We start from the raw sequence: 13,822 nt of genomic DNA, 5'->3' as shown, positions 1-13,822 counted from the left end.
CGAATTAATGATAATTATGTAGAAATATAATCCTAGGCTGAAAGATTATACTGAGTATGTTAATTATTTGAACACAAGAAGAGGTGTTTCATTAAAAGTGAAACCGGGGAACGTACGTTAAACGTTTTGAGTGGATTAATGTTGTTATTACTCTAGTACTAAAGCGAGTAATGAAACAATAATCAATTAGGGTGGCAACACGGAACTTCGTCCCTTGTGCAGTTAGGTTACTAGCTGTGCAGGGGCTTTTTTATTTTAGGTTCCCTATTTCTTTAATACTGATAAATAAAAATTGGATAATTATGTATCAGTTCAATTTAAGAGAGCCATTTTTGAATAACTTTATGATATGAATAACATGATGTTTGCAATCTAAGATGTTTACTAAAAATTTGCTAAAGGAGTTGTTTGTTAATGATAAAGATTCCAAGAGGGACACAAGATATCTTACCAGAAGAATCTAAAAAATGGCGTTACATTGAAAATAAATTAGATGAATTAATGACGCTATATAATTATAAAGAAATTAGAACACCCATTTTTGAAAGTACTGAATTATTTGCACGCGGTGTTGGAGACTCAACTGATGTGGTTCAAAAAGAAATGTATACATTTAAAGATAAGGGAGACCGTAGTATTACGCTCAGACCTGAAGGTACAGCTGCTGTAGTTCGTTCATATATTGAACACAAAATGCAAGGTAATCCAAATCAACCGATTAAACTTTATTATAATGGTCCTATGTTTAGATATGAACGTAAACAAAAAGGACGTTATCGTCAATTTAATCAATTTGGAGTCGAAGCTATTGGTGCAGAAAATCCAAGTGTGGATGCTGAAGTATTAGCTATGGTCATGCATATATATCAATCATTTGGCCTGAAACATCTGAAATTGGTGATCAATAGTGTTGGTGATATGGATTCACGTAAAGAATATAATGAAGCATTAGTAAAACATTTTGAACCAGTTATTGATGATTTTTGCTCAGACTGTCAAGCGCGTTTGCATACCAATCCTATGCGAATTTTAGACTGTAAAGTCGATCGTGATAAAGAAGCTGTTAAAACAGCACCACGTATCACTGAATATTTAAATGAACACTCTAAGCAATATTATGATCAAGTGAAATCTTATCTAGATGAGTTAGAAATACCATATATTGAAGATCCGAACCTTGTACGAGGATTAGATTATTACACACATACTGCATTTGAATTAATGATGGATAATCCAAATTATGATGGTGCAATTACAACTTTATGTGGTGGTGGTCGTTATAATGGTTTATTAGAATTATTAGATGGTCCAAGTGAAACAGGTATAGGTTTTGCCTTAAGTATAGAACGCTTGTTACTTGCTTTGGACGAAGAAGGTATCGATTTAGATGTTGATGAAGAATTAGATTTGTTTATTGTCACAATGGGTGATGAAGCAGAGCGTTATGCCGTTAAATTACTCAACCAACTTCGTCATGCAGGTGTTAAAGTCGATAAAGATTATTTACATCGCAAAATTAAAGGTCAAATGAAACAAGCTGATCGTCTAGGTGCACAATACACTGTCGTAATTGGGGAACAAGAATTAGAAAATAATCAAATTAATGTAAAAAATATGCAAACGGGTGATTCTGAAACAGTTCAGTTAAATCAACTTGCAGCATATTTTAGGAAATAGAAAGGGAGTTTAACAATGGCTAAAAGAACAACTTATTGTGGTTTAGTTACTGAAGAATTATTAAATCAAGAAATTACTTTAAAAGGTTGGGTACACAATCGTCGTGATTTAGGAGGTTTAATCTTTATCGATTTAAGAGATCGAGAAGGCATCGTTCAAATCGTTTTTAATCCTGATTTTTCAGAAGAAGCTTTAAAAATAGCTGAAACTGTGCGTTCAGAATATGTTGTAGAAGTACAAGGTGTTGTAACGAAACGTGATCCAGAAACAGTAAATCCTAAAATCAAAACTGGACAAGTGGAAGTTCAAGTTTCTAATATTAAAATTATAAATAAATCAGAGACGCCTCCATTCGCAATTAACGAAGATAATGTCAATGTTGATGAAAATATTCGTTTAAAATATAGATATTTAGACTTACGTCGACAAGAATTAGCTCAAACATTCAAAATGAGACATCAAATCACAAAATCAATTCGTCAATACTTAGATAACGATGGTTTCTTTGATATTGAAACACCAGTTTTAACGAAATCAACACCTGAAGGTGCACGTGACTATTTAGTTCCTTCACGTGTTCATGAAGGTGAATTTTACGCCTTACCTCAATCGCCACAATTATTTAAACAGTTATTAATGATAAGCGGCTTCGATAAATATTATCAAATCGTAAAATGTTTTAGAGATGAAGACTTACGAGCTGATAGACAACCTGAATTTACACAAGTCGATATTGAAATGAGCTTTGTAGACCAAGAAGATGTCATGGCTATGGGTGAAGAAATGTTGAAAAAAGTTGTCAAAGAAGTTAAGGGAGTAGACTTACAAGACCAATTCCCAAGAATGACATATGAGGAAGCAATGAATCGTTTCGGTTCAGATAAACCAGATACTCGTTTTGATATGGAATTAATAAATGTTGGTCAATTAGGTCATGAAATGGACTTTAAAGTCTTTAAAGATACAGTAAATAACGGTGGTGAAATTAAAGCAATTGTAGCTAAAGGTGCTGCTGAACAATATACTAGAAAAGATATGGATGCTTTAACTGAATTTGTTAATATTTATGGTGCAAAAGGATTAGCATGGGTTAAAGTTGTTGAAGATGGTTTAACTGGTCCAATAGCACGATTCTTTGAAGATAATAATGTTGAAACACTTAAGTCATTAACAGGTGCACAAGCAGGTGACTTAGTGATGTTCGTTGCTGACAAACCAAGTGTGGTTGCACAAAGTTTAGGTGCCTTACGTGTTAAATTAGCTAAAGAATTAGGTTTAATTGATGAAACGAAATTAAACTTCTTGTGGGTAACAGATTGGCCATTATTGGAATATGATGAAGATAGCAAACGCTATGTAGCAGCACACCATCCATTTACATCTCCTAAACAAGAAGATATCGCAAAATTAGATACTGCACCAGAACAAGCTCAAGCCAATGCATATGATATTGTATTAAATGGTTATGAACTTGGTGGTGGATCTATTCGTATACATGATGGTGAATTACAACAAAAAATGTTCGAAGTTCTTGGATTTACAAAAGAACAAGCACAAGAACAATTTGGTTTCTTACTTGATGCATTCAAATACGGAGCACCACCGCATGGCGGTATAGCATTAGGTTTAGACCGATTAGTAATGTTATTAACAAATAGAACAAACTTAAGAGATACAATTGCATTCCCTAAAACAGCTTCTGCTACATGTCTATTAACTAATGCACCAGGTGAAGTATCAGAAAAACAATTAGAAGAATTATCATTGAGAATCCGTCACTAAAAACTAATTGTTAAAAGTTTTTAAATTATAGTTCTTTAAAATTTCAATACTAAAAAAAATATGCTATGATAGCATCATAAGATAGTCATCTGAGTTGTACGTATGTTTGCTTTTTAATTTGGGCCTAACACTCTTTGATCAGGGAGCCCAATAGGTTTTCTTGCAGCGTACACGCCTTATTACAAGGACGTACAAAACGAGAAACAGGGCACCCACCTGTATATAGCAGGCCGAATGATCAAGCTACTATAACTACGGCAACTCGGACTCTATCAATGCGCAAGACGTTGTCTTGCGTATTTTTATGCACATTTTTATTAAAATGTAATACGGAGCTTGGGGTAACAAGCATTTTACACTTAAAATTAAGGTTTCTAATTTTTAGAACTGATAAATAAAAGTTTTATAGTTTAAAAAATAATTATGTATCAGTCCAATTTGGGAGAAAACTAATTAAACATTGTGCAGTAACTGTCTGGTTTTCAAAATGTTGATAAATCAATGTTTTAAGAACTTAGTCAGTCTCGTCGAGGCGGGATTACTTAATAAAATTGCAAAGAAATTTTATTTCTGTCCCACTTTCATTGTATGCTTGTAGAAAAAGCATATTAACTATTGATTGTTTGTTATAAATCAATGTTAAAATATAATATATAATGGTTGTTATAAAATGATTTTAAACAAAATTTGATTATTAAAAAGTAGCAGTCTAAAATTTGTAAAAAAAGAATAAATGAAATAAGAAATACAATTCGTTGTGGATTCAACTATTGTATAAGCAGTTGTTATGGACTGACGATATAAGAACTGCAATAAGGAGATATAACTATGAAACATCAATTTTCAAGAAATGAACTTGCTATAGGTCAACAAGGATTAGATTTATTAAAACAACAAACAGTTGTCGTATTAGGTGTTGGTGGAGTTGGATCATTTGCAGCTGAAGCATTAGCTCGTACTAATATCGGTCATATAATTTTAATTGATAAAGATGATGTTGATATTACTAATGTTAACAGACAATTACATGCATTAACTTCAACAATTGGTCAAAGTAAAGTAACATTAATGGAAGAACGTATTAAATTAATTAATCCAGACTGTAAAGTGACATCTTTACATATGTTTTATACTGAAGATACATACGAAGACATTTTTAATAACTATGATATTGATTATGTTATTGATGCTAGTGATACGATTATGTACAAAGTACATTTAATGAAAGAATGTTTGGATAGAGGCATTAAAATAATTTCAAGTATGGGTGCAGCTAATAAAACAGACCCAACTAGATTTGAAATAGCTGATATTTCAAAGACACACACAGATCCAATGGCAAAAATTATCCGTCAGAAATTGAAAAAAGCTGGTATTCGAAAAGGAATTCCTGTTGTTTTTTCTGATGAAAGTCCAATTGTAATTAGAGAAGATGTTAAAGAAGTCGTTGGTGATAAAAATGCGATAAATCGTAAAGGTCAAATACCACCATCTTCAAATGCGTTTGTTCCAAGTGTAGTAGGATTGATTTGTGCTAGTTATGTTATTAATGATGTTTTAAAAGACATTCCTGTAACTCGTATTAAAGATAGAGGGCAATAACAGTCGATCAACTGAATAACAAGATAGTGATTTAAAAAATCAACCTTCGTTATACGTATTTATATAACGAAGGCTTTTGTTTATTTCATATGAGATTGTTGTTATTTACGTTTTTGACGTAAGTTATCATAAATTTCTTTGAATTGTAATTCACTTTTAGAGGTTGATTTAGGTTCATAATATTGTCTGTTTTTAAGTTTATCTGGTAGGTATTGTTGTACGACATGGCCATTTTCATAATTATGGGGATATTTATAACCTATCGCACGGCCTAATTCTTTAGCACCTTGGTAATGTCCATCTTTTAAATGATCTGGAATTTGTCCTACATGTCCTTGTCTAATATCAGATAAAGCACTATCGATAGCTGTAATAGCTGAATTAGATTTTGGAGATAGGCATAATTCTATAACAGCTTGACTTAAAGGAATGCGTGCTTCTGGTAAGCCTAAACGTTCAGCTGATTCGATTGCAGCTAATGTTCGTTGTCCGGCATTAGGTGAAGCTAAACCAATATCTTCGAAACTGATGACCAGTAAACGTCTAACGATTGTTGGTAAATCACCAGCTTCAATTAGTCGAGCTAAATAATGTAATGCAGCGTTGACGTCACTGCCACGAATTGATTTTTGAAAAGCACTCATGACATCGTAGTGCATATCACCATCTTTATCACTAATAAATGCACCTTTTTGTAAGCAATCTTTAGCATCTTGTAATGTAATGTGATGTTGACCATCTTCACTTACTTCTGAACTTAATACAGCTAATTCAAGTGCATTAAGTGCACTACGAACATCGCCTTGACTTTGGGTTGAAAAGTAAGTCATGGCATCATCATTTATGACAGGCTGGTATGATGCTAAGCCACGTTCATTATCATTTATAGCACGTTCTAAAGCGGTATAAATATCTGAACTTTCTAATGGAAAAAGTTCAAAGATTTGTGCTCTTGAACGTATGGCAGGATTAATAGCGTGATAAGGATTTGAGGTCGTTGCTCCAATTAAGACAATTTTGCCATTTTCTAGGTGAGGTAATAGAAAGTCTTGTTTAGCTTTATCCAAACGATGAATTTCATCTAATAACAAAATGACTTGTCCAGACATTTTTGCTTCTTCAACTACAAGTTGCATATCTTTCTTAGTATTTGTCACAGCATTAAGTTGTCTGAACCTATACTGAGTGCTACCTGAAATTGCTTTAGCAATACTAGTCTTACCGATACCAGGAGGTCCATAAAAAATCATCGAAGATAATTTATTAGTATTGACCATCCTTCTTATGATACCTTTGTCACCAACTAAATGTTGTTGCGAAATGATTTCATCTATATTTTTGGGTCTCATTCTTGACGCTAATGGTTCAGTACTCACATTTGTCACACCTTTCTAATACTATCTTAACTTAAAAAATGATAAAATGGGAGTAACTAATATTCGAATTAAGTGAGGTTATACAATGAAAATATCAACTAAAGGGAGATATGGACTAACGTTAATGATTTCTCTTGCTAAAAAAGAAGAGCAAGGGTGTATATCATTAAAAACAATTGCTGAGGAAAACAATTTAAGTGATTTATACTTAGAGCAATTAGTTGGTCCATTAAGAAATGCAGGTTTAATTCGAAGTGTTCGTGGTGCAAAAGGTGGTTATCAACTAAGAGTACCAGCTGAAGAAATATCCGCAGGCGATATTATCAGACTTTTAGAAGGACCAATAACCTTTGTAGAAAGCATCGAATCAGAGCCACCTGCTCAAAAACAATTATGGCTCCGTATGAGAGATGCAGTCAGAGATGTATTAGATAATACGACTTTAAAATATTTAGCAGATTACAACGAAACAAATACAGATTTAGATGGATACATGTTTTATATTTAATAACTTAAAATATATGTCTTATGTTTAATAGACCTTGTTTGTGGTATACATTAATATACATCAAATAAGGTTTTAAAATGGATAAAATAATTTTATTCTTTGATGTAATAAAATGATTTTAAGGAGAGTATTATTATGAGTTTCATGGATAAAGCAAAAGACGCTGCTGAAAAATTTAAAAATAGTGACAATAAACAAGTTGAACAAGTGAAAGATAAAATTAATGAATACACTGGTGGTAATAAAGAAAAAGACCACAAAGAAGGTAAAAAAGACGGCAAATAAAACTTAAAAGAGCCTGGGACATTAAGTTCTTGGTGAAAGTAAAAAAGACAATTTCTATTGAAAATTGATAGAAATTGTCTTTTTCATTATTAATTTTGAAATAAACAGCTCCTTGAGCTGCTAGCTTCCTTATGTTAACTGCCATTAATACAAATCCAAGTTCACGTTTAACCTTATCGAGTCCTCGAACTGACATTCGAGTGAACCCCAAAATAGCCTTCGTGAATCCAAAAACAGGTTCTACGTCAATTTTTCTTTGACTATAGATTTTTTTCGTTTCTGGCTCAGAAAGCTTTTGATTTACTTGAGATTTAAAATACTCCCAATTATAATTCTTCATTATTTTTTTATTTGTTTTTGACTTTGATTTCATACATTGATGTTTGAGTGGACAATCTGTACAATCATCACATTCATATAATTTAAAATCTCTTTTGAATCCATATTTATCATTACGATAAGCATATCGTTTAAATCCTAATCGTTTTTGATTTGGACAAATAAATTCATCGTTGATTTCATCATAATCCCAGTTCTGAGTATTAAAAATGTCACTTTTAAATTTTTTAGTTTTATCTTTAATAAACATTCCATATGTAATCAATGGTGTTCTATTAAAATCATCGATAATAGCCATGTAATTTTGTTCACTACCATAACCAGCATCAGCGACAATATACTCAGGTAAATAACCGTAGGTTTCTTTAATTAAAGTTAAAAATGGTATTAAAGTTCTAGTATCTGTTGGATTTTGGTAGACATTATATGATAAAACAAATTGCGAATTTGTCGCTATTTGTAAATTGTATCCTGGTTTAAGTTGTCCATTTTTCATATGATCTTCTTTCATTCTCATAAAAGTAGCGTCATGGTCTGTTTTAGAATAACTATTACGGTCTTGAAGAATTGCTTTTTGTTCTTCGTACTTCGACTTTCGGTCAGAATAATCATCAAATTTCTTTTTAACTTTTTTTATTTTAGTTCTTTTTTGACGAGTTTGCTTTCTTAGTTCTGGTTGTGTTTCATTATCAATTTGTTGATTTAAATCTTCGATTTCTTTATCCAAGTGACTACCGATTAAATCAATATCTTCTTTTGATAAATCAGTATCTTTATCTTCTATAATCTCTGGTATAATTTTATCCTTTACTAATTCTTGATAGATTGTTTTTGAATTTTCGTTTATATCTGTTTCATAATTTAAAATACTTTTCTTCCATACGAACGTATATCTATTGGCATCAGCTTCGACTTTGGTTCCATCGATAAAAATAGCTTGGTCATCAATAAGATTTTGCTTTAGACACTGACTATGAAATTGGATAAATAAAGATTCAATTAAGGCATCTGTTTTAGGATTGACTCTGAATCGATTAATTGTTTTATATGAAGGTGTTTGATTTTGAGACAACCACATCATACGAAGACTATCATTGAGTAATCTTTCTATTTTTCTTCCAGAATATACAGATTGTGTGTAGGCATATAGAATAATTTTTAACATCATTTTTGGATGATATGAAGTCGCACCACGATAATGTTTGAATTCGTCGAATTCTCTATCTGGTATGCTTTCAACTATGTCATTAACGTATCTTGAAATATCATTTTGAGGAATTTTTACTGAAGTTTCCATTGGTAGTGTAAGTTGAGTCATGTTATAATCTTTATACATAAGACACCTCGTTAATTTGGTTTATTGGTATTTATTAAATTATACGAAAGTGTCTTATTTTTTTGAAGTATTTACATGTAAAATTACATAAAAAACGAAGTATTGTAGTGAAGACTCCTGAGGGAGCAGTGCTAGTCGAAGACTACAGGCTGAGACAGCACCCTAGGAACGCGAAACTACAATACGGAGTATTGAACATAAAGAAGCACAAAGACGATTTAACAATAAAATCATCTTTGTGCTATTATTTTTGGGATTTATGTCCCAGCCTCTTTTTAAATAGGAAAAAATAATAAGATTGAGGTACAGTAGATTTTATTGTTAATATGATGAAATTAGGAGTAACTATCATGGATGGATTAAAGATTAAGGATACATGTCCATCTTGCCGGGGTGGGATTACGAAATGAATTTTATTTAAAATTTATTTCTGTCCTACTCCCGAGATTTTCTAGCTATCTATCTAGATAGTAGAAACACTACAACTGCATAGGGACCCAACACAGAAAAACTAGTCACCTAGTTTTTTCAAGCAATGGAAGTTGGGCAAGGGACCCAACACAGAAAAACTAGTCACCTAGTTTTTTCAAGCAATGGGAGTTGCGCATAGCTAGTAAAGATTAAAAATCTAACTAGCTTTAAATGTGCAACAAAGGTACCTACGACATAATATTGTTATCATACTTATCACTTTAAAATATAGTTGCTAAATAACTATTAACTAGATTTATAACTATAGAGCATTTAACTATCTTAGTGATAATTATTCTTTATTTAATTCATCAATAACTTTAGCAAAGCGACGATATGATTCAACTTGTTTTTCTTTATCATATATATAACTAATAGCCATAAATTCATCAACTTGACCATATTCAGACATGAAATCTTTGATTTGTTGTTTGACAGATGATTCAGATCCTACAAGTGAAGTTTGCAATCTTGCATTTGCCATAGCGTACTCTCTTGGAGAAAGTAAACTTTGTAAATCATTTGTCGGTGGTTGAACAGGTTGCATACGTCCTCTGGTAATACTAACCATAACTTGCGCCATTGTTGTAGATAGGAATTGTGCTTCATCGTTAGTTTCAGCAACGATTGTATTTAAACAAACCATGACATAGGGTTGAGATAACACATCTGATGGTTCAAAAAGTTCTTTATAAATAGCAATTGCCTCTTTCATTTGTTGAGGTGCAAAATGTCCAGCAAATACATAAGGTAATCCCATTCTTGCTGCTAAATGAGCTGAATCGGTTGATGAGCCAAGTATATATAAAGGAACTTGTTTATTTACTGCAGGATAAGCACGTACATAGGCTTGTTGACTAGCTGGTCCAAAATATTGCTGTAATGAAGCAACTTCTTCTGGAAATTTATAGACGCCATCATGTTGATCTCTACGTAAGGCACTCGCAGTCATCATATCAGTACCTGGTGCACGACCTAAACCTAAATCAACACGGTTAGGGAACATCGTTGCCATAGTACCAAATTGTTCTGCAACAATAAGTGGTGCATGGTTAGGTAACATGATGCCACCTGATCCTACTTTAATACGTTGTGTATGTTCAAGTGTATGTTGAATTAATAATGCGGTAGCTGAACTTACTAAAAATGGCGCATTATGATGTTCAGCAATCCAATAACGCTCATATTTTAATTCATCTAAATGTTGCGCTAATGTCACCATATCTTTGATTGCTATACTCTCATCTTCACCTTCACGGATTGGAACTAAATTTAAAGCTGAATACTTAATAGACATATTTTGTCGGCATCCTTTCATTTCTATAATACTTGCAGTATAGCAATTAAACGAACTTTTAAATATAAAACTGCTCATTATTACAACTTTTGAATTTTTAAACAAGGTACAACATAAAAGTTAACACGATTTTGTGATGACTATCGTAAAAAGTGTATATGAAATGTTACTATTAATATATCTTTGATGTTAAATAATATATCTTTGATGTTAAATAATATATCTTTGATGTTAAACATTTAAAACAGAACAGTAGAAAAATAGCATGTAAGGTGCTATTATTGGAACATTGATAAAATTGTGAGGAGTGTCCTAACATGGAAATTTATGCAGATTATGCTGCGACCACACCAGTAAAACCTGAAGTTATTGATGTTATGACTAAGATGTATCAAACACATTATGGCAACCCGTCATCTATTCATACTATTGGTAGAGATGCACGAAAATATTTAGATCAATCAAGACGTCAAATAGCACAAATTTTAGGTGCAAAACCAAACGAAATTATTTTTACAAGTGGTGCAACAGAATCTAATAATACTGCTATAAAAGGTATTGTCAAAGCAAATGAACAACTTGGTAATCATATCATCACATCAAAAATTGAACATCATTCCGTTTTACACGTATTCGAACAACTTGAAAAAGAAGGTTATGATGTAACTTATCTTGATGTCGATGATACTGGCGCTATAGATTTAGACCAACTAGCAGAAACGATTAACGATCAAACGATTCTGGTTTCAATTATGTTTGTTAACAATGAAGTCGGTACAGTACAACAAATATATGATATAGAAGATATTATTGCTGATACGCATGCATTTTTCCATGTTGATGCAGTACAAGCTATAGGACATTTAGATATAAAATTTGAAGACTTTAATATAGATGCTATAAGTATTACGGCTCATAAATTTGGGGGACCAAAAGGCGTTGGAGCTTTAATAATTAAAGACCATTTACCAATTGATTTTATGCAACTGGGTGGTGAACAAGAATTCAAACGTCGTGCAGGTACGGAAAATTTACCTCAAATTGTAGGAATGGCTAAGGCATTAGAATTAGCAGATGAAAATAGAGATAGCAATAACTTGCATATAATGAACTTAAAAGAACAATTCTTAGTTAAGTTACAGGAAAGAGCAATTCCTTTCGAATTGAATGGATCGATGACATCGTCAACTGGCCATATTGTTAATTTATATTTTCCATTTATAGAAGTAGAAACAATGTTAACGTTACTTGATTTAGCTCATATATATGTATCGTCTGGTTCTGCATGCACTGCTGGTTCTACGCAACCTTCACATGTCTTAGCTGCAATGTATGAAGACGAAGAACGTGCTCATCATTCAATTAGATTTAGTTTTAATGAACTGACAACAGAAGATGACATAAATAATATAGTAGCAGAAATTCATAAAATATATTTTAAATTTAAGGAGGAATCATAAGTGTCAAACAAAGATATACGCGTCGTTGTTGGTATGTCAGGTGGTGTTGATAGTTCTGTCACAGCGCATTTGTTAAAAGAACAAGGCTATGATGTCATCGGTATTTTTATGAAAAATTGGGATGATACAGATGAAAATGGTGTTTGTACTGCAACTGAAGATTATAATGACGTCATTGAAGTTTGTAATCAAATTGGCATACCATATTATGCTGTCAATTTTGAAAAAGAATACTGGGATAAAGTATTTACGTATTTCTTAGATGAATATAAAAAAGGACGCACACCAAATCCAGATGTCATGTGTAATAAAGAAATTAAATTCAAAGCCTTTTTGGAACATGCGATGAATTTAGGTGCTGATTATGTTGCTACAGGGCATTATGCTCGAATTCGTCGTCATGATGATGGACATGTAGAAATGTTACGAGGCGTTGATAATAATAAAGATCAAACATACTTCTTAAATCAATTGTCTCAACAACAACTTTCTAAAGTGATGTTCCCAATTGGTAATATTGAAAAAAGTGAAGTGCGTAAAATTGCTGAAGAACAAGGCTTAGCAACTGCTAAGAAAAAAGATTCAACAGGAATCTGTTTTATTGGTGAAAAGAACTTTAAAACATTTTTATCTCAATATTTACCAGCCCAATCTGGAGATATGCTGACACTTGATGGTAAGAAAATGGGGCAACATAGTGGTTTAATGTATTATACTATTGGACAACGTCATGGGTTAGGTATTGGCGGTGATGGTGACCCTTGGTTTGTAGTTGGTAAAAATTTACAACAAAATGTATTATATGTAGAACAAGGTTTCCATCATGATGCATTATATAGTGATTATTTAATCGCTTCTGACTATTCATTTATAAATCCTAATGATGTGGATTTACAACAAGGTTTCACATGTACAGCTAAATTTAGATATCGTCAAAAAGATACCAAAGTTTTTGTTCAACAAGAAGATGATAACGCTATTCGAGTAACATTTGATGAACCTGTTAGAGCAATCACACCAGGTCAAGCTGTGGTCTTTTATCAAGATGAAGTATGCCTTGGTGGAGCAACTATTGATGATGTTTATAAAACAAGTGGTCAGTTAAGCTACGTAGTTTAGCACATGGTTAACAACTTTATACTTAAAAGAATTGAGAGTATCACTTGCAAGTATATATGGGAGTGGGACAGATATAAATTTTAAATAAAATTTATATCGTAATCCAAGCCCGGCAAGACTGACCAGGTTTGTAAAACGTTGATGTATCAATATTTTACAACTCAGACAGTTACTGCCAAATGCTTGAATTTAACCAGGAAATGTTTTTGTCCCGGGCTCATCGTAACAATGTATTTATCCCTATCACTATAGTATGGTGATAGGGATTTTTAGGTTCTCTATTTTTAGGACTGATAAACAAAAAAATAATTATGTATCAGTCCAATTTGGGAGAGAACCGCTTTTTACGCATTAATATAGAAAGACTTATTTCTTAATTAAATTGTTCAATTTAATTTTTTTAATTAAGATGTTAAAATGAAAAGAAATATGAAAATAATTTATGATTTAGGAAGAATAATATTATAAAAATGTATGCGACTATAGCAGTCTTGTGAGGCTACTCATTAGACTGCTTCGTTATTTTAATATTAATATAATGCTGTCAATTTTTATTATAAATTAATAATT

At 32.1% G+C, this 13,822-nt stretch carries 10 protein-coding genes and 1 other RNA gene; 8 read left to right on the top strand and 3 right to left on the bottom strand.

What is annotated here, in order from left to right:
• The first annotated feature begins 414 nt into the window (after positions 1-414).
• The 4 genes from hisS to J3R86_RS06625 all read left to right on the top strand — a co-directional run bounded on the left by hisS (position 415) and on the right by J3R86_RS06625 (position 5,061).
• On the top strand, positions 415-1,677 hold the full coding sequence (gene hisS, locus J3R86_RS06640) for a histidine--tRNA ligase (RefSeq protein ID WP_207516620.1): 1,263 nt from the start codon (positions 415-417) through the stop codon (positions 1,675-1,677).
• A 15-nt stretch (positions 1,678-1,692) separates the two neighbouring features.
• Complete coding sequence (gene aspS / locus J3R86_RS06635) at positions 1,693-3,459, top strand: aspartate--tRNA ligase (protein ID WP_207516619.1); 1,767 nt, start codon at positions 1,693-1,695, stop codon at positions 3,457-3,459.
• Between the two features lie 83 nt (positions 3,460-3,542).
• Positions 3,543-3,732, top strand: a non-coding RNA gene (ssrS, locus tag J3R86_RS06630) — 6S RNA.
• 555 nt (positions 3,733-4,287) lie between these two features.
• Positions 4,288-5,061, top strand: a complete 774-nt coding sequence (locus tag J3R86_RS06625) for a tRNA threonylcarbamoyladenosine dehydratase (protein ID WP_207516618.1) — start codon at positions 4,288-4,290, stop codon at positions 5,059-5,061.
• Between the two features lie 101 nt (positions 5,062-5,162).
• On the opposite strand, the gene J3R86_RS06620 is transcribed toward J3R86_RS06625, so the two are convergent.
• Positions 5,163-6,437 carry a replication-associated recombination protein A gene (locus J3R86_RS06620; RefSeq protein ID WP_207516617.1) on the bottom strand — a complete coding sequence of 425 codons (1,275 nt, stop codon included), beginning with the start codon at positions 6,435-6,437 and terminating at the stop codon, positions 5,163-5,165.
• Between the two features lie 85 nt (positions 6,438-6,522).
• Between J3R86_RS06620 and cymR the strand changes: the two genes are divergently transcribed.
• Positions 6,523-6,945: a cysteine metabolism transcriptional regulator CymR gene (gene cymR / locus J3R86_RS06615; RefSeq protein WP_207516616.1), complete on the top strand. Its 423-nt coding sequence runs from the start codon at positions 6,523-6,525 to the stop codon at positions 6,943-6,945.
• Positions 6,946-7,080: 135 nt separating this feature from the next.
• Entirely contained in the window at positions 7,081-7,230 is a 150-nt protein-coding gene (locus J3R86_RS06610; protein WP_207516615.1) for an SAS049 family protein, read from the top strand.
• Here the strand turns inward: J3R86_RS06610 and J3R86_RS06605 are convergent.
• Together J3R86_RS06605 and J3R86_RS06600 are read right to left on the bottom strand one after the other, a co-directional pair.
• Entirely contained in the window at positions 7,166-8,905 is a 1,740-nt protein-coding gene (locus tag J3R86_RS06605; RefSeq protein WP_207516614.1) for an IS1182 family transposase, read from the bottom strand. The two genes, J3R86_RS06610 and J3R86_RS06605, sit on opposite strands and share 65 nt — an antisense overlap.
• Positions 8,906-9,668: 763 nt before the next feature.
• Positions 9,669-10,673, bottom strand: a complete 1,005-nt coding sequence (locus J3R86_RS06600; RefSeq protein WP_207516613.1) for an LLM class flavin-dependent oxidoreductase — start codon at positions 10,671-10,673, stop codon at positions 9,669-9,671.
• Between the two features lie 317 nt (positions 10,674-10,990).
• Between J3R86_RS06600 and J3R86_RS06595 the strand changes: the two genes are divergently transcribed.
• Both J3R86_RS06595 and mnmA read left to right on the top strand, forming a co-directional pair.
• Positions 10,991-12,133: a cysteine desulfurase family protein gene (locus J3R86_RS06595; RefSeq protein WP_207516612.1), complete on the top strand. Its 1,143-nt coding sequence runs from the start codon at positions 10,991-10,993 to the stop codon at positions 12,131-12,133.
• Entirely contained in the window at positions 12,134-13,252 is a 1,119-nt protein-coding gene (gene mnmA / locus J3R86_RS06590; protein ID WP_207516611.1) for a tRNA 2-thiouridine(34) synthase MnmA, read from the top strand.
• Positions 13,253-13,822: the final 570 nt, after the last annotated feature.

The sequence above is a fragment of the Staphylococcus simiae genome (assembly GCF_017357005.1).
Lineage (GTDB): Bacteria > Bacillota > Bacilli > Staphylococcales > Staphylococcaceae > Staphylococcus > Staphylococcus simiae_A.
The sequence above is the reverse complement of the archived record's forward strand: the minus strand, read 5'-3'. Positions and strand labels throughout refer to the sequence as shown.